Source organism: Microvirga medicaginis, assembly GCF_052658925.1.
In genome coordinates this window covers 314,313-339,402 of record NZ_JBQWEL010000002.1, presented here as the reverse complement: position 1 = coordinate 339,402, position 25,090 = coordinate 314,313, and the positions used below count along the sequence as shown (strand labels likewise).

Annotated in this window: 22 protein-coding genes and 3 tRNA genes; 12 read left to right on the top strand and 13 right to left on the bottom strand. The window is 64.4% G+C overall.

Features of this window, described 5'->3' with window-relative positions:
- The first annotated feature begins 175 nt into the window (after positions 1–175).
- Complete coding sequence (locus ACUXUR_RS04655) at positions 176–1,549, top strand: MFS transporter (protein ID WP_445501167.1); 1,374 nt, start codon at positions 176–178, stop codon at positions 1,547–1,549.
- A 1-nt stretch (position 1,550) separates the two neighbouring features.
- Here the strand turns inward: ACUXUR_RS04655 and ACUXUR_RS04650 are convergent, their stop codons facing one another.
- The 5 genes from ACUXUR_RS04650 to htpX all read right to left on the bottom strand — a co-directional run bounded on the left by ACUXUR_RS04650 (position 1,551) and on the right by htpX (position 7,744).
- Positions 1,551–1,871, bottom strand: a complete 321-nt coding sequence (locus tag ACUXUR_RS04650) for a heavy metal-binding domain-containing protein (RefSeq protein WP_445501166.1) — start codon at positions 1,869–1,871, stop codon at positions 1,551–1,553.
- A gap of 42 nt (positions 1,872–1,913) precedes the next feature.
- Positions 1,914–3,506 carry a bifunctional phosphoribosylaminoimidazolecarboxamide formyltransferase/IMP cyclohydrolase gene (gene purH, locus ACUXUR_RS04645; protein WP_445501165.1) on the bottom strand — a complete coding sequence of 531 codons (1,593 nt, stop codon included), beginning with the start codon at positions 3,504–3,506 and terminating at the stop codon, positions 1,914–1,916.
- A 93-nt stretch (positions 3,507–3,599) separates the two neighbouring features.
- Positions 3,600–5,360, bottom strand: coding sequence for a heparinase II/III family protein (locus ACUXUR_RS04640; protein ID WP_445501164.1), 1,761 nt, complete (start codon positions 5,358–5,360; stop codon positions 3,600–3,602).
- 147 nt (positions 5,361–5,507) lie between these two features.
- Positions 5,508–6,818, bottom strand: a complete 1,311-nt coding sequence (locus tag ACUXUR_RS04635; RefSeq protein WP_445501163.1) for an RsmB/NOP family class I SAM-dependent RNA methyltransferase — start codon at positions 6,816–6,818, stop codon at positions 5,508–5,510.
- Positions 6,819–6,823: 5 nt separating this feature from the next.
- Positions 6,824–7,744 (bottom strand): zinc metalloprotease HtpX, encoded by a 921-nt coding sequence (gene htpX, locus ACUXUR_RS04630; protein WP_445501272.1) that lies wholly within the window; start codon positions 7,742–7,744, stop codon positions 6,824–6,826.
- A 116-nt stretch (positions 7,745–7,860) separates the two neighbouring features.
- Between htpX and ACUXUR_RS04625 the strand changes: the two genes are divergently transcribed.
- The 4 genes from ACUXUR_RS04625 to ACUXUR_RS04610 all read left to right on the top strand — a co-directional run bounded on the left by ACUXUR_RS04625 (position 7,861) and on the right by ACUXUR_RS04610 (position 10,908).
- Positions 7,861–8,097: a DUF1674 domain-containing protein gene (locus tag ACUXUR_RS04625; protein WP_445501162.1), complete on the top strand. Its 237-nt coding sequence runs from the start codon at positions 7,861–7,863 to the stop codon at positions 8,095–8,097.
- An 86-nt stretch (positions 8,098–8,183) separates the two neighbouring features.
- Positions 8,184–8,645, top strand: coding sequence for a carboxymuconolactone decarboxylase family protein (locus ACUXUR_RS04620; RefSeq protein WP_445501271.1), 462 nt, complete (start codon positions 8,184–8,186; stop codon positions 8,643–8,645).
- A complete protein-coding gene (locus ACUXUR_RS04615; protein ID WP_445501161.1) occupies positions 8,632–9,522 on the top strand; it encodes a sigma-70 family RNA polymerase sigma factor in 891 nt (296 codons plus the stop codon). Before ACUXUR_RS04620 ends, ACUXUR_RS04615 begins: the two co-directional genes overlap by 14 nt.
- A gap of 72 nt (positions 9,523–9,594) precedes the next feature.
- Complete coding sequence (locus ACUXUR_RS04610) at positions 9,595–10,908, top strand: class I SAM-dependent methyltransferase (RefSeq protein WP_445501160.1); 1,314 nt, start codon at positions 9,595–9,597, stop codon at positions 10,906–10,908.
- Positions 10,909–11,065: 157 nt separating this feature from the next.
- On the opposite strand, the gene ACUXUR_RS04605 is transcribed toward ACUXUR_RS04610, so the two are convergent.
- The 6 genes from ACUXUR_RS04605 to tsaD all read right to left on the bottom strand — a co-directional run bounded on the left by ACUXUR_RS04605 (position 11,066) and on the right by tsaD (position 17,008).
- Complete coding sequence (locus ACUXUR_RS04605; RefSeq protein ID WP_445501159.1) at positions 11,066–11,563, bottom strand: L,D-transpeptidase; 498 nt, start codon at positions 11,561–11,563, stop codon at positions 11,066–11,068.
- A 223-nt stretch (positions 11,564–11,786) separates the two neighbouring features.
- Positions 11,787–13,745 carry an acetate--CoA ligase gene (gene acs / locus ACUXUR_RS04600; protein WP_445501158.1) on the bottom strand — a complete coding sequence of 653 codons (1,959 nt, stop codon included), beginning with the start codon at positions 13,743–13,745 and terminating at the stop codon, positions 11,787–11,789.
- A 147-nt stretch (positions 13,746–13,892) separates the two neighbouring features.
- On the bottom strand, positions 13,893–14,294 hold the full coding sequence (locus ACUXUR_RS04595) for a DUF1761 domain-containing protein (protein ID WP_445501157.1): 402 nt from the start codon (positions 14,292–14,294) through the stop codon (positions 13,893–13,895).
- Positions 14,295–14,483: 189 nt separating this feature from the next.
- Positions 14,484–14,897: an EVE domain-containing protein gene (locus tag ACUXUR_RS04590; protein ID WP_445501156.1), complete on the bottom strand. Its 414-nt coding sequence runs from the start codon at positions 14,895–14,897 to the stop codon at positions 14,484–14,486.
- A 69-nt stretch (positions 14,898–14,966) separates the two neighbouring features.
- Positions 14,967–15,953 (bottom strand): NAD(P)H-dependent glycerol-3-phosphate dehydrogenase, encoded by a 987-nt coding sequence (locus ACUXUR_RS04585; protein WP_445501155.1) that lies wholly within the window; start codon positions 15,951–15,953, stop codon positions 14,967–14,969.
- A complete protein-coding gene (tsaD, locus tag ACUXUR_RS04580; protein WP_445501154.1) occupies positions 15,953–17,008 on the bottom strand; it encodes a tRNA (adenosine(37)-N6)-threonylcarbamoyltransferase complex transferase subunit TsaD in 1,056 nt (351 codons plus the stop codon). Before tsaD ends, ACUXUR_RS04585 begins: the two co-directional genes overlap by 1 nt.
- A 124-nt stretch (positions 17,009–17,132) precedes the next feature.
- Between tsaD and hemC the strand changes: the two genes are divergently transcribed.
- From hemC to ACUXUR_RS04545, 7 genes are all read left to right on the top strand, one after another.
- The gene (hemC, locus tag ACUXUR_RS04575) at positions 17,133–18,059 is read left to right on the top strand and encodes a hydroxymethylbilane synthase (RefSeq protein WP_445501153.1); all 927 of its coding nucleotides are present in this window, start codon (positions 17,133–17,135) and stop codon (positions 18,057–18,059) included.
- The gene (locus tag ACUXUR_RS04570; protein ID WP_445501152.1) at positions 18,059–18,757 is read left to right on the top strand and encodes a uroporphyrinogen-III synthase; all 699 of its coding nucleotides are present in this window, start codon (positions 18,059–18,061) and stop codon (positions 18,755–18,757) included. The genes hemC and ACUXUR_RS04570 overlap by 1 nt, the downstream gene beginning before the upstream one ends.
- A 186-nt stretch (positions 18,758–18,943) precedes the next feature.
- On the top strand, positions 18,944–20,335 hold the full coding sequence (locus ACUXUR_RS04565; RefSeq protein ID WP_445501151.1) for a COG4223 family protein: 1,392 nt from the start codon (positions 18,944–18,946) through the stop codon (positions 20,333–20,335).
- A 15-nt stretch (positions 20,336–20,350) separates the two neighbouring features.
- Complete coding sequence (locus tag ACUXUR_RS04560; RefSeq protein WP_445501150.1) at positions 20,351–21,940, top strand: heme biosynthesis protein HemY; 1,590 nt, start codon at positions 20,351–20,353, stop codon at positions 21,938–21,940.
- Positions 21,941–22,022: 82 nt separating this feature from the next.
- Positions 22,023–22,098: transfer RNA gene (locus ACUXUR_RS04555), tRNA-Thr, on the top strand.
- A gap of 66 nt (positions 22,099–22,164) precedes the next feature.
- Positions 22,165–22,240 (top strand) — tRNA-Ala (locus ACUXUR_RS04550).
- Between the two features lie 149 nt (positions 22,241–22,389).
- Positions 22,390–22,464: transfer RNA gene (locus tag ACUXUR_RS04545), tRNA-Gly, on the top strand.
- A 39-nt stretch (positions 22,465–22,503) separates the two neighbouring features.
- Here ACUXUR_RS04545 and ACUXUR_RS04540 read toward each other — a convergent pair.
- On the bottom strand, positions 22,504–22,800 hold the full coding sequence (locus ACUXUR_RS04540) for a hypothetical protein (RefSeq protein ID WP_445501149.1): 297 nt from the start codon (positions 22,798–22,800) through the stop codon (positions 22,504–22,506).
- A 524-nt stretch (positions 22,801–23,324) separates the two neighbouring features.
- Entirely contained in the window at positions 23,325–24,998 is a 1,674-nt protein-coding gene (locus ACUXUR_RS04535) for a methyl-accepting chemotaxis protein (protein WP_445501148.1), read from the bottom strand.
- Positions 24,999–25,090: the final 92 nt, after the last annotated feature.

Below are 25,090 nucleotides of genomic sequence, written 5' to 3'. Positions count from 1 at the left end.
AGAAACGTGGATCTGCACTTTTGGGTCCGATGCTCAGTCCCTAGAGGAGCGCATCGTTGATTGCGGAAAACCGGATCCACTTTTCGCTGACACGGTCCTTCGGGTCGCTGACGCGGCCCGCTGGGTCCGTACGATGCGCTAAAAACGCGAGGCGCATGGTGACAGGAATTGATCGGTGAGCGGGGGCGAACGTCAGAGAAAGCCCGCTTTTGCCTCGCGCCCCGCTATCCTGGGCTGGCTCCTGTTCGATTGGGCCTGTCAGCCATTCTTCACCCTGGTCACCACCTTCGTCTTCGCGCCGTATTTCGCGGCGTCCCTCGCGCCCGATCCGGTCACGGGCCAGAGCCTCTGGGGCTATGCGACGGCGGCAGCGGGTTTTGCCCTTGCCATCCTCTCGCCGGTCCTGGGCTCGGTGGCTGACGCGACAGGGCCGAAGAAACCCTGGATTGCCGCCTGCGGCTTCGTGCTGTTCGTGGCGTCCTTCGCCCTCTGGTATGCCGCGCCGGGCCAGTCTCACGGCATCGCAATCGCGCTTCTCGGCTTCGCCTTCGCGACCGTCGCCGTCGAAGTCGCTGCGGTGTTCAACAATGCGATGATCCCGCACCTCGTGCCGCCGGAGCGTTTCGGACGCCTCTCCGGCACCGGCTGGGCCGTCGGCTATCTCGGCGGATTGGTTTCTCTCGTCATCGTGCTGGGCTTTCTCGCGGCGGATTCCGGCAGCGGCAAGACGGTGCTGGGCGTCACGCCGCTCTTCGGGCTCGATCCCGCGCTACGTGAGGGAGACCGGATTACGGGCCCGTTCTCGGCCCTGTGGTTTCTCGTTTTCATCATGCCGCTCTTCCTCTTCACGCCGGACATCGCCCGCTCCAAGCTGCGCTTGGGCGAGGCGGTGAAGCAGGGATTGGTGCAGGTGAAAAATACGCTCGTCGATGCACGGCGCCATGAGGGCGTGCTGCGGTTCCTCATTGCCAACATGGTGTATCAGGACGCGCTCGTGGCGCTCTTTGCCTTCGGCGGCATCTACGGCGCAGGCGTGTTCGGCTGGCAGGCGACGGAGCTCGGCCTCTTCGGCATCCTGCTCACGATCACCGGAACATTGGGTGCGCTGATCGGCGGACGTCTCGATGACCGCTTCGGTGCGAAGCCCGTGATCCTCGGCGCGATCCTCGTGCTCGCGCTCGTCTGCATCGGCGTGCTCTCACTGGGTCGCGGACACATCCTGTTCGCCATTCCCACAGCGCCTGCGGGTGAAGGTCTTTATGCCAGCACACCGGAAAAGCTCTTCGTAGCACTCGGCCTCGTCATCGGCTCCGTGGCAGGGCCGCTGCAGGCATCCTCGCGCAGCATGCTGGCGCGGCTCGTGCCCGCGCGGGAGGCGGGGCGCTATTTCGGATTGCTGGCGCTCTCAGGCAAAGTCACGTCCTTTCTCGCGCCGCTCGCCGTTGCGGTCGCAACCGCGATCTTTCAAACGCAAGCGGCAGGACCAGCGGTGCTGATCCTGTTCCTGTTCACGGGCTTCGCTTTGCTGAGCGGCGTGAAGAAGGCGTGAGCTATTCGAGCGTCACGGCCGTGCCGCTCACCGTCACCATCATCATGCCCTCGTTCTTGCCGATGGCGCCGTAATCCATGTGCACGCCCACGATCGCATGGGCTCCGAGACGTTGCGCCTCGTCGATCATCTCGCTGATCGCCGTGTCGCGCCCGTCGCGCAGCACACGCTCGTAGGAGCCCGAGCGTCCGCCGACCACGTCGCGGATGGAGGCGAAGAAATCACGAAAGACATTCGCGCCGAGAATGGCCTCGCCCGATACGATGCCGCGATAAGCGGCAATCCGGCGGCCTTCGATCGAGGGCGTGGTGGTGATGATCATCAGGGTCTCCTTCTCTGGAGACCCTGATGTGGGGATCCGTTCTCAGTGACGGAAGTGCCGGTAGCCCGTGAAGACCATGGCGAGGCCTGCCTCGTCGGCAGCCTTGATCACCTCGTCGTCGCGCATGGAGCCGCCGGGCTGGATCACGGCGGTCGCGCCGGCTTCCGCTGCTGCGAGCAGGCCGTCCGCGAAGGGGAAGAAGGCGTCGGAGGCCACGACAGAACCCTTGGCGAGGGTTTCCGGCAGGTTGGCTGCTTTTGCAGCTTCGGCAGCTTTCCAGGCGGCAATGCGGGAGGAATCGACGCGGCTCATCTGGCCCGCACCGATGCCGACGGTGGCGAGGTCCTTGGCATAGACGATGGCGTTCGATTTCACGTGCTTGGCGACGCGGAAGGCAAAGCGCAGGTCTTCGAGCTCGCGCTCGGTGGGGGCGCGCTTCGTCACCACCTTCAGATCCATGGCGTCGACCACGGCGTTATCGCGTGACTGCGCCAGGAAGCCGCCTGCCACCGTGCGCAGCGTCAGCCCCTCCTGACGCGGATCGGGCAGACTCCCTGCGAGCAGGAGGCGCAGGTTCTTCTTGGCGGCGACGATGGCAATGGCCTCTTCGCTCGCATCGGGCGCGATGATCACCTCGGTGAAGATCTCGGTGATGGCCTTCGCGGCCTCCGCATCGAGCGGGCGGTTCATGGCGACGATGCCGCCGAAGGCCGAAACCGGGTCGCAGCGAAGCGCCTTCTCATAGGCTTCGCGGAGCGTCGTGCCTTCCGCCACGCCGCAGGGATTGGCGTGCTTCACGATCACCACGGCGGCCGAGCGCTCAGGTAGGAACTCGGCCACGGCCTCATAGGCGGCGTCCGTATCGTTGATGTTGTTGTAGGAAAGCTGCTTGCCCTGCACCTGGCGGGCGGTGGCGACGCCGGGGCGCTGCTCGGGCGTCCGGTAGAAGGCGGCGCTCTGATGCGGATTCTCGCCGTAGCGCATCACTTCGGCCAGCGTGCCGCCGAGGGCGCGGAAGGGGGGCGTTTCCTCTCCGAGTTCGGCCGCGAACCAGTTCGAGATCGCCGCGTCGTAGGCGGCTGTCCGGGCATAGGCCTTCTGGGCGAGGCGGCGGCGAAGCGTGTATGTCACCGCGCCGTTATGAGCGGAGAGATCAGCAAGAACGGCGGCATAGTCCGCGCCGTCCACCACCACGGCCACGTCGCCGTGGTTCTTGGCCGCTGCACGGATCATGGCCGGTCCACCGATATCGATGTTCTCGATGCAGTCGTCGTAGGGCTTGCCCGCCGCGACTGTCGCCTCGAAGGGATAGAGGTTCACCACCAGGAGGTCGATGGGTTGAATGCCGTGGGCCAGCATGGCCGCCTGGTGCTCGGGATTTGCCCGGATGCCGAGAAGTCCGCCATGGACTGCCGGGTGCAGCGTCTTCACGCGCCCGTCCATCATCTCGGGGAAGCCTGTGAGGTCGCTCACATCCTTTACAGGCAGCCCTGCCTCGCTCAGCGCCTTATGCGTGCCGCCGGTGGAGACCAGCTCGATGCCCCGCTCGGACAGTGCCCGGGCGAAGTCCACGAGACCCGTCTTGTCGGATACGGAAAGCAGAGCGCGGGAAACGCGCTTCGGATCGCTCGGCATGGCGGCCGCTCCATGAAGGGGTAAAGGATGCGGGCGCGATAGCACGGGAGTGTCAAGATGGGAACCGGGGAGGCAGGAGTTTCAGCCCTGCATTCAGAGCAGCTCTGGTGTGCTCTCACCCGGTTGACTCGGGTTGAGGCTGCGGGCCAGGCGCTCGAACCGCCAGCGGACGGAGGGGGTCTCGCTCGGGCGGATGCTGAGCACGATTTGCTCCGTGCGGCGCATGCCGTCGGGAGCCGCGAGGAACACGCTGTCCTCCACATGAGCCCCGACCGGGATGGCGGTGAACTGCCAGGCTTCCTGGTTCGGCAGAACGAGCATGACGACCCGCCCGCCTTGAGCGCGGCTTGCTCTGATGCCGGGAGCGAGATGGAAGCGGATGACGGCTTCCGCCGAGGCGCCGCCCGTGCCTTCGCCCCAGAACACGTCCTCACCCTCCAGGATGTTGCCTTTGGGTGAAAGCTGCAGCCGCCGCTCGTGGGTCAGGCCGAAACGCTGGCGATAGCCGTCATGGCTGGCGGTGAGAACCTGAGCATGCTCGCGCTCGCCGCGCTCCGAGGCGACCCGCTCGGGGCCGCTCAGCACCACGGGCCCGATGCGGCGCAGGAGCCAGCGTGCGACCCAGCGGTTCAGCCAGTTGCCCCGGTCGCCCACCATCTGGCAGGACGAGACGTCGTTGATCGAGGCGGTCGAATGAGCCGCCGTCGAGCGCGACGCCTGGATGATGGTGTCGCCCGCGATCCGAGGCGTGCCGCAATTGACCACGATGCGCTGCGAAGCGCTGGAGAACTCGAAGGAGAGGCAGCCTGCACCGGCTTCGGTCGACAGATGGGTCGGCGGCGGCGCGCCCACATCCACCACCAGCAGGGTGCGTCCGGCCTCCATGCGCTCGTAGCCAGCATGCGGCGCATGCTGGATCGGCTGGCTGCGCATGTCGTCATAGGTGAGCAGCGTGGCGAGATGGTCCGCCGCCGTCACGCCCATGCCGTTGAAATGGGAGAGCGTGCCGTCGCCGTGCCTGAACATGCGCACCATGGGCAGCATGCGGTCGATGGCGTTGAGGAGCGCCTCCGGTGTATCGACCTCGCGGCTCGCGAACATCTGGCGCAAGGGCAGGAGATCGAACAGAAGATCGACGATGATGCGCGGGTTGCGGCTCGCATGCCCGCCATCGGCAAGAATCTGCCGCTCCAGCTCACGCGTGAGCAGGCGGCTCGCGCGCCGCAGATGACGGTCGAGGCCTTCGCAGCACAGACCGGCATAGCACAGCGCAATCGCCGCCATCAGCTGCTTCTGCGGCAGAGCGCCGGATCGCACGTGCCGTTCCAACTCGCGCACATGCTGGCCGAGCAGGCGCAGGAAGCGTTGGTAGAAAGCGTGGTCTGCGCCCTCCAGGATCAGCGGCGATTGGCTGATCAAGGACATGAGACGGCGCGCGATGATCTGCGTATCGCAGGCAATGCTCTTGTCGCCGAGTTTCGAAGAGACGAATTCATCCACCAGCGAACGCGCATTGGCCTGGGCGAGCGCGGTGCCCGCCGCGCGCAGGTGGCGCAGCCACCCGAAACCATAGAGCGCCTCGGCCCATGCCTTGCTCGGCGGCGTGAAGGCGAAGGGGGAGCGTCCGCTCGTGGTGATGGCGCGGCCCGCAAAAGCGAAGAAGCCGGAATAGATATCGGTGGCGATGGTGGGATCGGCCGTGCGCAGATCCTGCGGCGCGAAGAGAAGGCGCGTCGGCGACGGCGTTCCTGCGAACACCTTGGACAGGCTCCAGACCATTCCTCCACGCATGGCGCGGCCTGCCTCGGATAAGGCAAGCTTGTACAAACGCCAGCGATCTGGCCCGAAATCCACCCGTGGCGCTCCTTTAAGTCATGCTCGTCCGCGCCAGCATAGAGGGGAGTTCCTGCTGACTGGTTAACAACACGTAAGCATCCGCTGTTTTGGCTGGTTTCAACAGATGCTGTCCCCAGGATGAGGACAGAGCACAACACTCGAGAATCAAGAAGCTTTCACAAACCGTGCGACAAAGAAGCCATCGAGCCCGCTGCGCTCGTGCTCAGGGGAAACGAGATGGCAGGGCAGGGTGCGCACATCTCCTTCGGGCGTGAGGCATTGGTCAAGCCCTCCGATCTCATCCGCCGTGATGGGCTGGCGCACAAATTCGGGGTGACGGGCGAGAAAGCCTTCCGCCTGACGTTCGCCTTCTTCGGCTTCGAGCGAGCAGGTGCAATAGACCAGGCGTCCGCCGACTTTCAGCAGGCTTGCTGCCTTCTCCAGAAGGCGCGTCTGCAGCCCTGAGAGCTTGCGGATGTCCTCTTCGCTCTTGGTCCAGGCGACATCCGGATGGCGGCGGATCGTGCCGGTGGCCGAGCAGGGCGCATCGAGCAGGATCGCATCGAACGGCGATTCATCGAGCTTTTCCGCATCGATGGCGCGGGTTGCGGCTGTGAGATTCAGGCGCGCGAGGTTCTCTTCCAGCCGCTTCAGGCGCTTCGGAGAACGATCTACTGCCAGCACCTCGGCTCCGGCTGCCGCGAGTTGCGCCGTCTTGCCGCCAGGCGCGGCGCAAAGATCGGCGATGCGCTCGTGAGGCTTGGCGTGAAGCAGTCGTGCGGGAAGAGCTGCGGCGGCATCCTGGACCCACCATGCGCCCTCGTCGAAACCCGGCAGATCACGGATCGCCGTGCGTTCCACGAGGCGGATGCTGCCCGTGGGCAGAAGAATGCCGCCAAGACGCTCGGCCCAACCGGCCGCATCGTCTTTCACGGAAATGTCCACCGATGCCATGGAGCGATGGGCTTCGGCGATCTTCGCCGCAAGCTCCTCGCCATATTGCGCGACCCAGCGCTCTTCGAGCCAGGTGGGCGTGTCGAGCCAGGATTCCTGGCCCGACAGGATCATGTCGCGTTCGCGCGCCACGCGTCGCAGCACGGCATTGATGAAGCCGCCCGCGTGAGAAAGCTTCGCATCCTCCTGCGCGAGCCTCACTGTGCTGTCCACGGCTGCATGGTCGGGCACGTCGAGGAAGAGGATCTGCGCCGCCCCGGTGGCGAGAAGATGCAGGAGGCGCTCGTCCTTAGGCTCGCGGTTGAGCCGCTCGTTGAGTGCGCGTCCCAAGGTGCCGAGACGGCGGAAGGTGACGATGGCAATGGCCCGCGCCAGGGCCTCGTCGCGCGGGGAGAGGTTCTCCTTCGGGGAAAGCTCGTCCAGCACATCGTCGAGCGGCACACGCCGCTTCATGGTTTCCGTCACTGCCATCCAGGCGAGGCGACGGGGGCCGAGGCCCGCCTGATCGTCTGATTGATTCAAAACACTTAACCCCAAGGTCCACGGCGGGGCGGCTGGCCCCAAGGACTCGATGAACTCTGCGTGAAGAAGCCGGGTTGCGGCGCTGCTCCCATCTCCTGCGCCAAAGCGTGAAGCGCCGCAATCCTGTTTTCCGTCGCCGGGTGTGTCGAGAACAGATTGTCCATGCCGTGGCCGGAGAGCGGATTGATAATGAAAAGCGGTGCCGTGGCCGGGTGACGCTCCGCATCCATGTTCGGCACATGGGCTACGCCGCCCGCGATCTTCGCCAGCGCCGAGGCGAGCGAAAGCGGCTGGCCGCAGATCTCGGCGCCCATCCGGTCGGCGTCGTATTCGCGCGAGCGGCTGATCGCCATCTGGATGATCATGGCCGCAATCGGCGCAAGCAGAACGGTGGCGAGCATCACGATGGGATTGGGCCTGTCGTCGCCCCGCCCGCCGAAGAGGAAGCCGAACTGGGCGAGCGTCGCGATGGCGCCCGCAATCGTGGCGCTGACCGTCATGATCAGCGTGTCGCGGTTCTTGATATGGGCAAGCTCATGCGCCATCACGCCTGCGATCTCGTCATGGGACAGCATGTCGAGAAGGCCTGTGGTGGCGGCCACCGCTGCGTTTTCCGGGTTGCGTCCGGTGGCAAAGGCGTTGGGCTGGGGGTTCTCGATGATATAGACCCGCGGCATCGGCAGGTTCGCGTTGCGGGCGAGATCGCGCACCATATGGACCAGCTCCGGAGCGGTCCTCTCATCCACCTCGATGGCGTGATGGGCGGCAAGTGCCAGCCGGTCGGAGTTCCAATAGGCAAAGAGGTTGGTCGCCAGGCCAAGGCCCAGCGCGATCATCATGCCGGTCGCGCCGCCCAGCATGTAGCCGACAACGCCGAACAGGGCCATCAGGGCCGCAAGCAGCATTCCGGTCTTGACGGTGTTCATCGGAGACTCCACCTCGATCAGGACTTCATCCGTTTCAACCTTCATGTGGGAATGGTCCAGCTCTCGACCAAGAGCACCCACTCCCATGAGGGACAAGGACCTGATAAAGGCCTCTCATGAACACCAGCGACATCTCCGAAAAGACCCAGGCACCTGCCCTCGACGGGGCCGCGCCCGGAAAAACCCTCTCGCCTGCGGCCCGGCGGGCCCTGGAAGAGGCCGCCCTGCGGCGGCAGGAGATCGATGCCCGCGCAGCGGAAATCGCCAAGGTGAAAGAGCACCAGGGCCGCGGCGGCCTGGAGCCCGTGCGCTACGATGATTGGGAAGTGAAAGGCCTCGCCAGCGATTTTTAGAAAAAATCGCGCCGGCATGTCACATTCGGCATCATCGTCTCGTCTTAGCTTCGTTCGCAACGCAATGCATAAGGACGAAGACAATGTTGAAACCTCGGTTGATCCCCTTCGACGTGGCCGCGGGAACCCTGAAACCTCTGATCGAACTGGAGCAGAGCCTGAAGAACAGCGGGCTGGAGCACAGCCTGTTCCATCTGGTGAAGGTGCGCGCGTCGCAGATCAACGGTTGCGCCTACTGCATCCACATGCACACCAAGGAAGCACGCGCCCAGGGCGAGACCGAGGAGCGGCTTTATCTCCTCGATGCTTGGCGGGAATCGCCCCTTTACAGTGACCGAGAGCGGGCGGCGCTGGCCTGGACCGAAGCCTTGACGCTGATCGCGCAGACTCATGCGCCCGACGAGGATTATGCTCTGCTCAACGCGCATTTCACGCCGGAGGAGCAGGTGAAGCTGACGGTGCTGATCGGCGCGATCAACACCTGGAATCGCCTCGCGATCGGCTTCCGTTCCATCCATCCTGCCGGGTCCAATCGTGCCGCCGCCTGAAGATGCCGCCGCGGATCGGTTCCAGCCTCTCAGGCCGGGGCTGATCCGCCTTGCCTATCGCATGCTCGGGTCCATGGCCGAGGCCGAGGATGTCGTGCAGGAGGCTTATATCCGCTGGCACCAGACGGACCCTTCCACTATCCGGGAGCCCGGAGCCTTTCTGTCGAAGATCGTGACACGGCTATGTCTCGACATCCTGAAGTCGGCCCGGGTTCGGCGCGAGACCTACATCGGACCCTGGCTGCCCGAGCCGGTTCTGGAACCGGAGACAGAGGCGGAGACGGGGGAGGACTTGTCCCTGACGTTGATGCTCGCGCTCGAGAGATTGTCTCCGCTCGAGCGCGCCGCCTTCCTCCTTCATGACGTTTTCGGGCTCGGATTCGACGAGGTGGCCGCCACCCTGGACAGGGAGCCTGCGGCCTGTCGCCAGCTTGCAGCCCGCGCGCGAAAGAACGTCCGGGCCGCACGGCCGCGCTATGCCGTCGCCCAGGAGGAAGGCCGACGCATGGCGGAGGCCTTCTTCGCAGCCTCACGCAGCGGCGACTTAACGACGCTTCGCACGCTTCTGGCGGAAAATGTCGTCGCTTACACGGACGGCGGCGGCATTCGGAATGCAGCCCTCAATCCACTCTCCGGCTTCCGCAGGGTTTCAAGCCTTTTCCTGGGTGTGGCGAGAAAGAGCAGCTTCCAAGCGCCGCCGATCCTCTACAAGGGGCTGATCAACGGCCTGCCGGGATTCGTGACACTCGAACAGGACGGCCTGCCGCAGACGACCGCGCTCGACATCCAGGATGGTCGGATCGTGGGGATCTACGTGGTCCGAAATCCCGAGAAGCTTCGGCATCTGTCCGTCTTGGCGGAGAAAAACGATGCTTGAAGACAGCCTGCTTCGTGGAAAGGTTGTTCCTCCCGCTGTGACCAGCTAGGCTGTCGCAAACAGGGAGGGGCCATGGCTGAGATCGGCGAGACGGCACGGCTGAAAACGTTCCGGGAACTCCTGAGCGATGCCCACCGGGCGCTTGATCTGCAGTTCGGTTTCGAGCTGTGGGATGGTTCTACGATTCCCGCCGACCTGCCGTCATACGCCATGCGCCTCGTGATCCGGCATGAGAACGTCATCGCAAGCCTGCTTCGCCGCCCGAGCCTCGACACGGTGCTCAACGCCTATGTCTCGGGCCTGCTCGATCTCAAGAACGGCACGCTTTTCGATCTCGCCGCCCAGCGCCCGCAGAAGGCCGGCCGCCACCTGCGGAAGGTGAGCAAGCTCAAGGCCCTGAAGACTGCCTATCACTTCCTGCGCGCTCCCGCCAACATGCCGCGCCCTTTAAGCGTCGTTGAGGAGGATCCGAAGGCGCGCGAGGGAAAACCTCAGACCAACAAGAAGAACGTCGCCTATCATTATGACGTCTCGAACGAGTTCTACCGGCTCTTCCTCGATCCGGAGATGGTCTATACCTGCGCCTATTTCCAGCCGGATTGGCATGACGATCTCGCCCGTGCACAAGTCGACAAGCTCGACATGATCTGCCGCAAGCTGCGGCTGAAACCGGGCGAGCGCTTCCTCGATATCGGCTGTGGCTGGGGGGCTCTCATCTGCCATGCGGCGCAGCATTATGGCGTGAAGGCCACCGGCGTGACGCTCGCCGAGGAGCAGGCGAAGCTCGCCCGCGAGAAGGTGGCGCGGCTCGGTCTTCAGGATCGCGTCGAGATCCTGGTGAAGGATTTCACGCAGATGGAGGGCGAGTTCGACAAGATCTCCTCGATCGGCATGTTCGAGCATGTGGGCATCAGGAACCACCCTGCCTATTTCCGTTCGGTGCATCGTCTCTTACGGCCACGCGGCCTCTATCTGCATCACACCATCGCGCGGCGCGCGAAGAGGAGCGAACGCGCCTTCCGCAAGCTGAAACCCGAATACAAGGCGCTCACCCGATACATCTTCCCCGGCGGCGAACTCGATCATCTCGGCATGTCGATCGCCAATCTCGAGCGCTACGGCTTCGAGGTGCATGACGTGGAGGGCTGGCGCGAGCATTACCAGCGCACCACGCGCCTGTGGTGGGAGAATTTGAGCGCCAGGCGAAAAGAGGCCGAGGCCATGGTGGGCAAGGAGAAAACCCGCATGTGGCTTCTTTATCTCGCCGGCTGCTCGCTCGCCTTCGAGCGCGCGGCGGTGGGCGTGAACCAGACCCTTGTCTCCAAGCGCACCCGCGGCCCCTCCGGGTTGCCGCCGTCGCGGGCGGATCTGTATCAGCCGCAGTAACCGGGAAGCTCTCGCCTCATCCTGAGGAGAATTGCGTGAGCAATCCGTCTCGAAGGAGCATCCAGTGCACTCTGGCCCCTCCTTCGAGACGCCACTTCGTGGCTCCTCAGGATGAGGTCGTAGGGTGAAGAGCAGGAGCGTTTGGGTGCTCTTCGGCTTAAGGCGTCACCACCACCCGTGCGCCCACGCTCACCTGATCGTAGAGATCGACGATATCCTCGTTGAGCATGCGGATGCAGCCGTAGGATGCATAGGTGCCGATGGAGCTAGGACGATTGGTGCCGTGGATGGCGTATTCGTCGAGATCGAGGGTAAGCGCCCGCGCGCCCATGGGGTTGTTCGGCGCGCCGCCGGGAATCACGTCGGGCAGGCGGGGATTGTCGCGTTTGACTTCCGCCGGCGGCGACCAGGCGGGACGGACGTATTTGCCGTCGATCCGCGCCTCGCCGAACCATTGCTTGCCCGGCTTTCCCACGGCCACGCGATAGCGCAGGGCCGTTCCGTCGCCGCGCACGTAATAGAGTCGCCGCTCGCCGGTCTTGATGACGATGGTGCCGGGCGACACGCTTGTCTCAAACGGCACAACCTCGCGAGCGGATGCGCTCGAGGCGACAAGGATGAGGGCGGCCAATCCCATGGCTGTCCGCACGATCATGTCTCGAACCCTCCTTCTTTGAAGACACGAGGGTGAGACGCGAAGGAAACGGCTGCGGTTCCGAGAAGGACAAGCATCATCACCGGCTTGGCCGCCGGTGAGCCCGATCAAGAAGAGAGCACTGCCCTTCTAAAAGAGATGGCCGGGACAAGCCCGGCCATGACATGGAGAGTGTTTGTCAAAGACCCCAGGTTCTGCTCTGCGGCTCCGGATGACGGATCGATCAAGCCGCCTTCGTGCGCTTGTTCTGGCGGTTGTTGATCAGGTCGTCGACTACAGTGGGGTCGGCGAGCGTCGAGGTGTCGCCCAGCGAGCCGAACTCGTCCTCGGCGATCTTGCGTAAGATGCGGCGCATGATCTTGCCGGAGCGGGTCTTGGGCAGGCCCGGTGCGAACTGGATCAGATCCGGCGAGGCGATGGGGCCGATTTCCTTGCGCACCCAGGCCACCAGCTCCTTGCGGAGCTCTTCTGACGGCTGCTCGCCCGCCATCAGGGTGACATAGGCGTAGATGCCCTGACCCTTGATATCGTGCGGATAGCCCACGACGGCGGCTTCCGAGACCTTCGGATGGGCGACGAGCGCGGATTCCACCTCCGCCGTGCCCATGCGGTGACCGGAGACGTTGATCACGTCGTCCACGCGGCCGGTGATCCAGTAATAGCCATCCGCATCGCGGCGGCAGCCATCGCCGGTGAAGTACTTGCCCGGATAAGTGGAAAAGTAAGTCTGCACGAAGCGCTCATGGTCGCCATAGACCGTGCGCATCTGACCCGGCCAGGAATCGGCGATCACGAGATTGCCCTCGGCCGCGCCCTCCAGCACCTTGCCTTCCGCATCCACCACTTCCGGCTTTACGCCGAAGAAGGGGCGGGTGGCGGAGCCGGGCTTGAGCTTCGTAGCACCTGGCAGCGGCGTGATGAGAATGCCGCCGGTTTCCGTCTGCCACCAGGTGTCCACGATGGGGCAGCGGCTGTCGCCGACGACGCGGTGATACCATTCCCAGGCTTCCGGGTTGATCGGCTCGCCCACGGAACCGAGCAGGCGCAGCGACTTGCGCGAGGTCTTCTTCACCGGCTCCTCGCCCGCCTGCATGAGCGAGCGAATTGCGGTCGGCGCGGTGTAGAAGATGTTCACGTTGTATTTGTCGATGACCTCCCAGAAGCGGGAGATCGACGGATAGGTGGGCACACCCTCGAACATCAGCGTCGTGGCGCCGTTCGCGAGCGGGCCATAGAGAATGTAGGAATGGCCCGTCACCCAACCCACGTCGGCGGTGCACCAGTAGATGTCGCCGTCGTGGTAGTCGAAGACGTATTGATGCGTCATCGCCACATAGACGAGATAACCGCCGGTGGTGTGCAGAACGCCCTTCGGAGTGCCGGTCGAGCCGGAGGTGTAGAGGATGAACAGCGGGTCCTCCGCATTCATCTCCTCATACGGGCAATCGTCGGAAACCTGCGCCGCCGCCTCGTCGTAATACACATCACGGCCCGGCACCATGTTCACGGCGCCGCCCGTGCGTCGAACGACGAGCACGTGGTCTACCACGCCCGGACCGACGGTCTCGATGGCAGCGTCCACGTTGACCTTCAGCGGCACCTTGCGGCCGCCGCGCAGGCCTTCATCGGCGGTGATGACGAAGGCGGATTTGGCATCCTGGATGCGGCTGGCGAGCGAATCCGGCGAGAAACCGCCGAACACAACGGAGTGGATGGCCCCTAACCGCGCGCAGGCGAGCATGGCATAAGCCGCTTCCGGGATCATCGGCAGGTAGATCGTGACACGATCGCCCTTGCCGACACCGCGGTTACGCATGATGTTGGCCATGCGGTTCACTTCGGCGTGAAGCTCGCGATAGGTGATCTTCTTGGATTCCGACGGATCGTCGCCTTCCCAGATGATGGCGACCTGATCGCCGCGGGTGTGGAGATGCCGGTCGATGCAGTTATAGGCGACGTTGGTGATGCCGTCCTCGAACCAGCGGATCGCGACGTTGCCGGGGCCGAAATTGGTGTTCTTGATCCGGGTCGGCTGCTTGAACCAGTGGATGCGCTTGGCTTCCTCGGCCCAGAACTTGTCCGGGTCCTTCACCGAGGCCTCGTATTTCGCGCGGTAGCCGGCATCGTCCAGATAGGCGCGGTGGCTCCACTCAGACGGCACGTCGTAGATCTTCTCTTCCATGACGCTTCTCCCAGACTCGTCGTTATCGGGTAATTAGGTCTAGGTTTACGGAAAGAGAGAGGGTTCGGGCAAGCGGGGCAGGGATCGGACTTTGGTCTTTGCTACTTTTGGGTTGGCGCCCGGCGCTGTCCCCAAGGAGCTGAATATTCAGGCTCCGAAGGCTCCGACCACCGCGCCCTGTACCAGCAGCACGCCGAACCAGTGTCCGCCATCGATCAAGGTGAGCTTCGGCTTCTGGCCTCCGAAGCCGTGGTTCACGGTCAGGGTGGTGATGACGAAGCCGAGCCACATCAGGAAGCCGGAAAGGATGCCGTTGCGGATCGTGACTTGGCCCATATGGCCAATCACACCAGCCAGAACCCAGCCCATGACGAGGAGCGCCACGAAGGCGATGATAAAGGGGCCGGGTGAGGGCTTCAGATCCTCACGGGTCTTGCCGATGGCCGACATCCAGGCATTCCCAAACGACATGTACCAGACCATGCCGAAGAGCCAGCCAGCGACGGCGGAGACTAGGATGGCGATGAAGTTGGTTCCGGCAAATGTCATCGGTGGATGGCCTAGAAGAGATATGCTGTATCATGCATAGAACGCAGCCATACGCTAGAGCAACGGACCCAAAAGTGGACCTGCATTTTTGGGATCGATCCGATGCTTAGTCCCCAGAGGAGCGCATCCTTTGCGCTGAAAACCGGGACCACTTTTCACTGACGTGGCCCTTCGGTTCCGCACGATGCGCTAGAGCCCGCCCATCTTGCAGATGATGGCCCATTCCTCGTCCGTCACCGGCTGAACCGAGAGGCGGGAATTGTTGACGAGGATCATGTCCTTGAGCTTCGGCTCGGCCTTGATCTCCTCCAGCGTCACCGGACGCTTGAGGGCCTTGATGGCCTTGATATCCACCATGCCGAACTTGCCCGTCTCGTCCGTGTGATCGGGGTAGTATTCCTTGATCACCTCCACGATGCCGACAACGGCCTTGCCCTCGTTGGAGTGATAGAAGAAGCCCTGTTCGCCTTTTTTCATAGCCATCAGATTCTGCTTGGCGACGTGGTTGCGCACGCCGTTCCAGAACGTGCCCTTGTCGCCTTGCGCGACTTGGTTGTCCCAGGACCAGACGGAGGGTTCTGATTTGTAGAGCCACTTGGCCATTCTTGTACTCTTTGATTCAAGGACGCATGATCTGATCGGAAAACCGGTATCCACTTTTCCGGATCATGCTTAGTGCTCGGACTTGATGGGACGGTTCATGAGCGCATCGACCGCCTGATCGAGGGTCCATGCGCCGGACAGGATCTGCTCGACGGCCTCCGCAATCGGCATGTCGATGTTTTTTGCCTTCGCCAAAGTGACAAGAGCGCTGGCAGTCGTGGCGCCTTCCACCAGCTTGCCGCCGGAGGCGGCCTCGACGCTCAGGCCTTGGCCGAGATGCAGGCCGAAGGAGAAGTTGCGCGATTGTGCGGAGGAGCAGGTGAGCACGAGATCGCCGAGGCCGGACAGGCCCATCAGCGTCTCCGCCTTAGCCCCATAGGCGCGCGCGAAACGCAAGAGTTCCGCGAAGCCCCGCGCGATGAGGGCGGCTTTTGCGCTTTCGCCGAGCCCACGTCCCACCACTGCGCCGCAGGCGATGGCGAGCACGTTCTTCGCCGCACCCCCGATCTCGACGCCGCGCACATCGGTGCGGTGATAGACGCGAAGCGTGGGACCGGAGAGGGCCGTCGCGAGATCTTCGGCCAGTGCTGCATCGCGGCAGGCGAGCGTCACGGCGGTGGGCAGGCCACGCGCCACATCGTGAGCGAAGCTCGGGCCCGACAGCACGGCGACGGGAGCGTTGGGGCGAACCTCCTCCACCACGTCGCAGAGAAACGAGCCGGTGCTCCGCTCGATGCCTTTCGCGCAGAGAACGAGCGGTGTCTCGCTTGGCAGAACGCGGGTCAGCGCCGCCGTCATCTCGCGCGTGGTCTGCGCGGGCGTGACGAGAAGAACGGCGTGGCATCCGGCAAGCTGGTTCAGATCGGCGGTCGGCGTGATGCGGTCATGCAGGCGCACGCCGGGCAGAAAGCGCTCGTTCGTGCGTGCCTTGCCAAGGTCCTCGGCCTGCTTGGGCGAGCGCATCCAGAGGATGACGTCGTTGCCCGCAATGGCGGCCGCATTGGCGAGTGCCGTCCCCCAGGCGCCCGCTCCGGCAATGCCGATGGGCTTCCCCATCAGGCCTTTACTCCCACTGCCTGACCGCTGGTGTCGAGCGGCCAGCGGGCGCGGGCTGGCGCATTGATGTCGTCGATCAGGCCAAGGCGCATGCGCTCGAGGCCCGCCCAAGAGATCATCGCGGCATTATCCCCGCAGAGCGCCAGGGGTGGAGCGACGAGCTTGAGGCCGGTTTCGACGGCCAGACGCTGGAGGGCCTGGCGCATATTCTGGTTCGCGGCCACCCCGCCCGCCACCACGAGCGCCTTCGGCGTGCCCGCGATCTCGCGGAACCGGCGCAGGCCGACGCGGGTGCGGTCCACCACCACGTCGACGATGGCGGCCTGGAAGCTCGCGCAGAGGTCGGCAATGTCGGTCTGTGTGAGGGGCGCGATCTTCTCCGCCTCGAGTCGAACGGCGGTCTTGAGTCCTGAGAGCGAAAAATTCGGCTCGGCCCGTCCCTGCATGGGGCGCGGCAGGGCAAAACGCTCCGGATTACCTTTGGTGGCCTCGCTCTCCACATGCGGTCCGCCAGGGTAGGGGAGCCCCAGCATCTTCGCCACTTTGTCGAAGGCCTCGCCGATGGCGTCGTCGATGGTGGTGCCGATGCGCACGTAATCGCCCACGCCCTTCACCGCCACGAGCTGCGTGTGGCCGCCGGAGGCGAGGAGCAGAAGGTAGGGAAAGCCGATGCCGTCGGTGAGCCGCGCGGTAAGCGCATGGGCTTCGAGGTGATTGACCGCCATCAGGGGCTTGCGGGTCACGAGTGCGATGGCCTTGGCCGTGGTCAGGCCCACCAGAACCCCGCCGATGAGGCCGGGGCCTGCGGCCACCGCAATGCCGTCGATGTCCTTGATCGTGCAGTTGGCGCTCTTGAGGGCACGGGCGATCAGGCGGTCGAGCACCTCTACATGGGCGCGGGCGGCGATCTCCGGCACCACGCCGCCATAGGCCGCGTGCTCGGCGATCTGGCTCAGGACCTCGCTGGAGAGGATTTCCCCCCGTCCGTCGAAGCCGATGCCCACCACGGCGGCCGCGGTTTCGTCGCAGGTGGTTTCGATGCCTAGGATGCGCATGGTGATCGGGTACCGTCGCTACGTGATCTTTCGGGCTTTCGGCCCGGCTGTCCTCCCCCTATAGTCCGCCCCGCCGCACAAGATCAAACGCGGATGTTGTTTAGCAGAGGAGTACGCAGCGGGAATGACCTCTTCACCGACCCTGGTCATCGGCACGCGCGGCAGCCCCCTGGCGCTGGCGCAGGCCCACGAGACGCAAGACAGGCTGGTCGCCGCCCATGGCTGGATTGTGGAGCATCTGCCCCTGTCGATCATCAAGACCACGGGCGATGCCATTCAGGACCGGCCCCTCTCGGAAGCTGGCGGCAAGGGGCTCTTCACGAAGGAACTCGACATCGCGCTGCTCGAAGGCTCCATCGATCTCGCCGTTCACTCCGCGAAGGATCTGCCGACGACCCTGCCGGAGGGCATCGTGATCGCGGGCTTCCTGCCGCGCGAGGACGTGCGCGACGCCTTCATCAGCCATCGCTACAAGAGCCTCGCCGATCTGCCGCCCGGCGCCGTCGTGGGCTCCGCGTCCCTGCGCCGTCAGGCTCAAGTTCGCCGCCTCCGGCCCGATCTGACGGTCACGCTGCTGCGCGGCAATGTGCAGACGCGTCTCGCCAAACTGGAGCGCGGCGAGGTCGATGCCACGCTCCTTGCCATGGCGGGCCTGCGCCGCCTCGGCCTCACCGATCACGTGACCACCACGCTCGAGACGGATGATTTCCTCCCCGCCGTGGGGCAGGGGGCGATCGCCATCGCGATCCGCGCCGAGGACGAGCGGGTGCGTGGGGCCGTGCAGCCGATTCTCGATGCCGCCACCGGCCATGCGCTCGCTGCCGAGCGCGCTTTTCTGACCATCCTCGACGGGTCCTGCCGTACGCCGATTGCAGGCCATGCGCGCATGGTGGGCAATGAGCTCGAGATCCGCGGCCTCGTGCTACGCCCGGATGGGTCGGAGTGCCTGGAGGCCGTTCGGCGCGGCTCGCCGGAGGATGCGGTCACGCTCGGGCGGGAAGCCGGAACCGAGCTGCGGACCCGCATGCCGGCCGGATTCCTAGAGACCTGATGCGGGTTCTCGTCACACGCGCGAAGGACGATGCCGAGCGCACGGCGCAGAAGCTCGCGGCGCTCGGGCACGAGGCGCTGATCGCACCCGTGCTCCGAATCGTGCCGACGGGTGATCCCGCACCCGCGGGCATCTGCGATGCGGTCATCGTCACAAGCGCCCATGCGGTGGAGGCTCTGTCCTCCTGTGCCGACAAGAGCGTTCCCGTCTTCGCCGTCGGCGAACGCACGGCGGAGGTGCTGCGGGCCGAGGGCTTCGCCTCGGTCATGGCGGCGGACGGCGATGCAATCTCCTTGTCCAGGGTGATCCGGGAGACGCTTCAGCCCCCTCTCACGCTTCTTCATGTCACCGGGCGGCATCACAAGGAGGAGCCGGCTTCCTCTCTTCGCGCGGCGGGATTTAAGGTGCTGACCTGGGAGACTTATGAAGCGCGGGCCGCCGAGAGCTTGCCTGGTGAGGCCGTGGAGGCCTTTCGCACTGGCGAAATCGGGGCTGCGCTCCATTATTCTCGAAGGAGCGCGGATCTTTTCGTCCGGCTGGCGGAGAGGGCGGGTCTCCACGCCGCAATCCGTGAGTGTCCGCATCTTTGCCTGTCGGCGGATGTGGCGGCCCCTCTTAGAGCGGCAGGCACGGCTACTCGCGTCGCCGATCAGCCTGACGAAGATGCGCTTCTCAAATTGGTGATGAGCCTTTCGTGACCTGCGCTACGGCTTCGTTTAGGATGGTCATTAGGGATCTTTGCCGAAGGAAAGGATCGTGGTCCGATGAATCCAGTCCCTCCTTTAGGGTCTGAAGCCCTCACCGGGAACCGAAACGCTGCGCTCAAGCTTGCCTCAATTGCACTTCAATCTGATCTGCCCCAATTGCTTCACCACGAGTGACCTGTGACCGATTCATCCAATCCCAAAGCTCCCAAGAACTCCCGCAAGAAACCCGCCCGCGAGCCGGCCACCATCGACTTGAAGGCGACTGTCATCGACGATGGCGGGCAGCAGGACAAGGCCTGGGATGACGTGAAGCCTGAGGAGACGATTCTGCCGGAGCCCGATGTGCGGGCAGAGGACACGGTCGGCTCGCCGGAAGCGACGCTCGATTCCGGCACAAACGCCGATTCCATCGAATCGAGTGCGTCCGCCGAGGAACTGCCGCCGCAGAGCCAAGAGCCCGGCCAAGAGCCCGGCACTGTTCCTCCTGGTCCACCCCCCGCTCCCGAGCGCCGGACCTCGTCGGCGGCCTTCATCGGCTCCGGCCTCCTCGGCGGCTTGATCGGTGCCGGTCTCGTCTATGGTCTGCAGGTCTGGCAGCGGCCGACATCGACGCAGGAAGATCAGCGCCTTGCGCAATTGGAGCAGCGGGTGAATGCGTTGGGCCAGTCCCGGCCGCAGAGCGTGGACTTGTCGGCCATCGAGGGGCGGCTTCAGGCGCTCGAATCCGCACGCGGCCCGCTCGACCAGCGGCTTCAGGACATCCAGGGAGCGGCGGACCGCGCCGCTGCCCGGGCGGAGGAAGCGTTCAACAGGCCGCTGCCCCAGCCGCCGGCACCGCAGAACGAGGCGGCGCTCAACGATCTTTCGCAGCGCCTCTCGGCTCTCGAAAACGAGGTGAGGGCGAATGCGCAGAACGCGGCCACTGCTTCGAATGCGGTTCAAAGCCTGGATCGCCGCATGGCTGAGCAGGACCAGCACCTGGCAGAGCAGGATCAGCGCTTGGCGGCCCTCTCGCAGCAGGTGACCCAGAGCAGCAGGAGCGCGGAGGCGGCGGGCCAGACCGGCACCCGGGTGGTGCTCGCCGAGCGCCTCGACAATGCACTGCGCAGTGGCGTGCCTTTTGCGGATGTGCTGGAGGGGCTGAAAAAGACCGGAACTGACCCCGAGAAGCTGAAGGCTCTGGAGCCTTTCGCCGACAAGGGCGCGCCGACAGCCTCCGCGATGCTTGAGGGCTTCGAGCCGCTGGAGGCGCAGATCCTGCGGGACCAGCGTGCCGCCTCCGGCGAATGGTCCGATCGGCTGCTTCGCATGATGGACAAGGTGGTCACCGTGCGGCCCGTGAACGAACCGGGCGCGACGGGCGTTTCCGCGACGCTCGCCCGCATCCGGCAGGCGCTGGCTCAGGGCGACATGGGCGGAGCGGCAGCCGCGTGGGGGGGCTTGCCTGAGCCGGCGCGACGGCTATCGGAAGAATGGGGGCGGCAGATCACGGCTTTGGCCGGAGCGCAGCAGGCCTCTCGCGAAATCTCCGAAGAGTCCCTCGCCACCCTCAACCGTTCGACGCAATAAAAGGAACAGCCCAGAATGTGGCGCGCTCTCGTTTTCATCGGTCTTCTCTGCGTCGCAGCCTTCGGGGCGGTTTGGCTCGCCGACAGGCCGGGCACGGTCCTGGTCACCTTCGGGGGCTATGAGGTGCAGACCTCCGTCGCCGTGGCGGCGATTGCTCTCGTCGGCCTTGCGTTGGCGCTCGCTCTCCTCTGGTCGGCGGTGAGCACGATCCTGCGCCTGCCTTCGCGCCTCACCTTCGCTTCGCGGGCGCGCCGCCGGTCCCGAGGCTATCAGGCCGTCTCACGCGGCATGGTGGCCGTGGGCGCGGGCGATACGATCGCCGCCCGCCGCTATGCCAACGAGGCCGAGCGCCTTCTGGGCCACGAGCCCCTGACGCTTCTTCTGAAGGCGCAGGCCGCCCAGGTCTCCGGGAACAGGGAGGCAGCAGAAGCCGCCTTCAAGCAGATGATGGATGAGGATGAGACCCGGGTGCTGGGCCTGCGTGGTCTCTTCGTGGAAGCCCGCCGCCGGGGGGATGCTGTGGCTGCCCGCGAATTTGCCTCCGAGGCCATCCGCATCGCTCCCGCCGCCGCCTGGGCGAGCGATGCGGTGCTGGAGGCGCGCTGCGCCGAGCGCGATTGGCGCGGAGCCCTGGAAACCATCGAGCGTCGCACCTCGCTCGGTCTTCTCGACAAGGCCACCGCAAGGCGCCATCGCGCGGTGCTTCTGACCGCCGATGCCCTCGACCGGGCCGAGCATGATCCCGAGGGCGCATTGCGCAGCGCCCAGGATGCGGTGAAGCTCGCTCCCGATCTCGTGCCCGCCGCCGCTCTCGCCGGAAAGCTCCTGTCCCGCCGGGGCGATCTGCGCCGGGCCGCCAGGATCGTGGAAACCGCCTGGCGCAGCCAGCCGCATCCGGATCTGGCAGAGGTCTATCTCAACCTGCGTCCCGGCGATTCCGGCCTTGATCGCCTGAAGCGTGCCGAAACCCTGTTCAAGCTCTCGAATGGCGCACCGGAAGGCAGGCTCGCGGTTGCTCGCTCGGCCTTGGAATCACGCGAGTTCGACCGCGCTCGCGATGCGCTGGAGCCGCTTCTGGCGGATCGGCCCACGATGCGCGTGTGCCTCCTCATGTCCGATCTCGAACAGGCGGAGCATGGCTCGACGGGCAAGGGCCGCGAATGGCTTGCCCGTGCCACCCGCGCTCCGCGTGATCCGGCCTGGATCGCGGATGGTGTCGTCTCGGATCATTGGGCGCCGATCTCTCCCGTCACCGGCCGTCTCGACGCCTTTGTCTGGCAGGCCCCGCCGGATGTTCTGATCGCACCCGAAATCACCATGCACGACGACGTGACGGCGGATATCGACGACGAGCCCAGGGTGCTGCCCATCGTGGCGGCCGAGGAACCGCAGCCTGCAACGGCTGTGGCCGCCTCCGCATCGGAGCCTGTCCCTGCTCCGGCGGAACCCGCCAGCACGGTGGAAGCCGCCTGGCCCGAACCCTCGAAGGAAGAGGAAACTCCGCAGCCCAAGCCGGAGCCTGTGGTCTTTCCGGTCACTCCCCCGGATGTGCCGAAGCTCGAGGAGCCAGCGTCGGCGCGCCGCAGCGCTTTTTCCATCTGGTAGGCGAAATTCCGCTTAGGCCTGCCCTTGCCAAGCGGCAGGCGAGAGGGTATGACGACGCCCTCTTCGATCGCATGATCGGTACGCCGCAATAGCTCAGCTGGTAGAGCACCTCATTCGTAATGAGGGGGTCGGGGGTTCGAATCCCTCTTGCGGCACCATTCCCAAGCGATGGTGCAAAGGCGGCCCTCGGGCGGCTCTGGGCTGTCGAGTGGGAAGCATGGAAGGGGGCCATAGCTCAGCTGGGAGAGCGCTTGCATGGCATGCAAGAGGTCGGCGGTTCGATCCCGCCTGGCTCCACCATCCTGCCCACGCATCGTGCGGACCCAGCGGGCCGCGCTAGCGAAAAGTGGTTCCGGATTCCCGGGCCCAGCGATGCGCTGCTAAATGTGCATCGGATGGATCCTGAAAGTGGTGTCCACTTTTGGGTCCGATGCAAAGAGACGGAGCGTGCGGGTGTAGCTCAGGGGTAGAGCACAACCTTGCCAAGGTTGGGGTCGAGGGTTCGAATCCCTTCGCCCGCTCCAATTTCCAAAAAGGCCGCCTTCGGGCGGCTTTTTTGCTTTTCAGCCCTTCACCCGCAGCACCACCGGCTCGCGGATCGTCTCCACGACAATCGGCGGGCAGGCCTTGCGCAGGCCGCCGAGCGGCACATGGGCGACATAAGGCTTCCTCAAGCCACCGAACGGCAGACGGGAGCATCTCGCGCAGGCATATCTCGTCGTGATGACCCGCCGTACGGGGCGCACGACCACGACCTCTTCCATCTCTTCAACGACGGGAGGTGAGGATAGGGAGAGATCGGCAGCCCAGGCGCTGGGGATTGCCGTCATCATGAACATTGCCGCTGCCAGAACCCTCATTCCGATACCTCCATGATATGGAAGGAAAGCTAGGCCGATGAGCGGAGCGGAAAAGGCCCCTCGGCATGGATGCTTCCTGGCAATGAGCCTGCACTCAATCAAACGGGCCCTTGCCAGGAGAGGGAGGGCCCGTCGTGACCGCAAGGGTCATGCATCATTGATGCTTATCCGGTTGAACCGGTTCATATGATTTCAGATTGTCGAGCTGGGAGCCTCCTCCCCATGCTCAATCCGGCATAATGGAGGGTGCTTTCAGCCCAGGCGATATCGCGATGTCAGCCTCCATTCCCTTGAGGCCGGGGCGGGTGCTCGGCCAGTTATCCTACGGTCGGCGGCCGTTTTCAGGAACCCGCACGGCACCATCAAGCCGATCCGCTGCTCCTGACAGGCTCTTCTCCAGAAGCGGGAGACAGGCCTGTCACAGTTGAAAAGGTTTCCAGAGGGAACTTGTTTCAGCGTGGCGGAAAAGAAAAAGCCCGGCAACGCCGGGCCTTAGGACTTGCTCTCATAGGAGCAGATCAGGATCAGGCGGCTTTGACACCGGAGAGGAAGTTTGAAACCTCCTGGCTCAGCTCGCTGGAATGGCGTGCGAGTTCCTGGGCTGCCCCCAGCACCTGGGAGGCTGCCACCCCGGTGTGGCCTGCTCCCTGCCGGACGTCGACGATGCTGCCGGTCACGGCTTCCGTGCCGCGGGCGGCTTCCTGGACGTTGCGGGCGATCTCGGCCGTGGCGGCACCCTGCTCCTCCATCGCTGCGGCAATCGAGGTGGAGATCTGCGACATCTCGGTGATCGTACGGGCGATCTCGTGGATGGCCGTCACCGTCTCCTGGGTGGCCTGCTGAACGGAGGCGATCTGCGCACTGATTTCTTCCGTGGCCTTGGCCGTCTGGGAGGCGAGTTCTTTTACCTCGGTTGCGACCACGGCAAAGCCCTTGCCGGCCTCGCCGGCGCGGGCGGCCTCGATGGTGGCGTTCAAGGCCAGCAGGTTGGTCTGGCCGGCAATGGTGTTGATGAGCTGCACCACGTTGCCGATCCGCTCGGCGGAGCTCGCTAGGACCTGCACCGTTTCGTTGGTGCGCTGCGTTCCCTGAACGGCGCGCTCTGCCACCTGCGAGGATTGTCCGACCTGGGTCGCAATCTCGCGGATCGAGATCGAGAGTTCTTCCGTGGCAGCGGCCACCGTCTGCACATTGGCCGAGGTCTGCTGGGCCGCGGAGGAGACGGTCATCGATTGCTGGGTGGTCTGATCGGCCACGGATGTCATGGACTGCGCCGTGGCTTCCATCTGCGTTGCGGCGGAAGAAAGGCCCTGAGTGAGAGAGGAAACTTTCGTCTCGAAATGCCTGGTGAGGTCGTCGAGCATTTGGGCGCGACGGATCTTTGCATCGGCTTCAACTGCGGCTGCTTCATCGGCTTTTTTCTTGGCGATCAAAGCTTCCTTGAACACCTGCACTGCACGGGCCATCGCTCCAATCTCGTCAGAGCGTTTCACTGCCGGTACCGCCACATCCGTGTCCCCCGACGCAAGAGTTCCCATGGTTGCTGTCAGACCCTGCACCGGCCGGACGAGACCGCGAGCGAGGAGCCAAGCAGAGGTGATCATCACGGCGAGCAAGCCAGCAGCCCAGAAGGCAGCATCCCAAACCCGCTTCCAGAAGATCTCATCAATGTCGTCGATGTAAACACCAGTCCCGATGACCCACTGCCATGGAGCAAAGTTCAGAGCATAAGCCACCTTTGGCGATGGTTTCTCCTGGCCGGCGCGCGGAAAGAGATAGCTCACAAAGCCACCTCCGCGCTTTCCCTCCTCCACAAGATCCTTATGGAGATAGACGCCATTGGCATCCTTGACGCCAGTCAGATCCTTGCCTTCGTTCTCGGGTTTGAGGCCGTGGACGAGGTTGATCCCTTCATAATCGTAGACGAAGAAATAGTCATTATGACCATAACGGGTGGCCCGGACAGCGGCTTTGGCCCGCTCCTGGGCTTCTTGTTTCGACAGGCGGCCTGCCTCGGCCTCAGCGGCTATACTCTTGATGATCGATATGGCGGCTTGAACCTGGCCAACGACAGCCTGTCTGCGTTCCAGTTCGATGGCATTCCGCATCGCGAAGAGCTGAACCGTCATCGCGACGATACTGATGAAGATCGCGCCCGTGACGAGAAGTCCGAGCCGCCGAGAAATTGAGAAAGACATTTTTGTTTAATAGCCTGCCCACATCACCGTGGGAGGCGCACGCCCCCATGACGTGCGGATGCTCAGGCCCATGCTTCATATTGAGGCGAGCT

Bases quoted from the DNA above. Each gene is read 5' to 3' on its own strand.
- ACUXUR_RS04650 (WP_445501166.1), bottom strand. From the start codon at position 1,871: ATGATCATCACCACCACGCCCTCGATCGAAGGCCGCCGGATTGCCGCT.
- acs (WP_445501158.1), bottom strand. From the start codon at position 13,745: ATGGAAGAGAAGATCTACGACGTGCCGTCTGAGTGGAGCCACCGCGCC.
- ACUXUR_RS04625 (WP_445501162.1), top strand. From the start codon at position 7,861: ATGAACACCAGCGACATCTCCGAAAAGACCCAGGCACCTGCCCTCGAC.
- htpX (WP_445501272.1), bottom strand. From the start codon at position 7,744: ATGAACACCGTCAAGACCGGAATGCTGCTTGCGGCCCTGATGGCCCTG.
- purH (WP_445501165.1), bottom strand. From the start codon at position 3,506: ATGCCGAGCGATCCGAAGCGCGTTTCCCGCGCTCTGCTTTCCGTATCC.
- ACUXUR_RS04540 (WP_445501149.1), bottom strand. From the start codon at position 22,800: ATGAGGGTTCTGGCAGCGGCAATGTTCATGATGACGGCAATCCCCAGC.
- ACUXUR_RS04560 (WP_445501150.1), top strand. From the start codon at position 20,351: ATGTGGCGCGCTCTCGTTTTCATCGGTCTTCTCTGCGTCGCAGCCTTC.
- ACUXUR_RS04605 (WP_445501159.1), bottom strand. From the start codon at position 11,563: ATGATCGTGCGGACAGCCATGGGATTGGCCGCCCTCATCCTTGTCGCC.
- hemC (WP_445501153.1), top strand. From the start codon at position 17,133: ATGACCTCTTCACCGACCCTGGTCATCGGCACGCGCGGCAGCCCCCTG.
- ACUXUR_RS04535 (WP_445501148.1), bottom strand. From the start codon at position 24,998: ATGTCTTTCTCAATTTCTCGGCGGCTCGGACTTCTCGTCACGGGCGCG.
- ACUXUR_RS04585 (WP_445501155.1), bottom strand. From the start codon at position 15,953: ATGGGGAAGCCCATCGGCATTGCCGGAGCGGGCGCCTGGGGGACGGCA.
- ACUXUR_RS04595 (WP_445501157.1), bottom strand. From the start codon at position 14,294: ATGACATTTGCCGGAACCAACTTCATCGCCATCCTAGTCTCCGCCGTC.
- ACUXUR_RS04570 (WP_445501152.1), top strand. From the start codon at position 18,059: ATGCGGGTTCTCGTCACACGCGCGAAGGACGATGCCGAGCGCACGGCG.
- ACUXUR_RS04610 (WP_445501160.1), top strand. From the start codon at position 9,595: ATGGCTGAGATCGGCGAGACGGCACGGCTGAAAACGTTCCGGGAACTC.
- tsaD (WP_445501154.1), bottom strand. From the start codon at position 17,008: ATGCGCATCCTAGGCATCGAAACCACCTGCGACGAAACCGCGGCCGCC.
- ACUXUR_RS04590 (WP_445501156.1), bottom strand. From the start codon at position 14,897: ATGGCCAAGTGGCTCTACAAATCAGAACCCTCCGTCTGGTCCTGGGAC.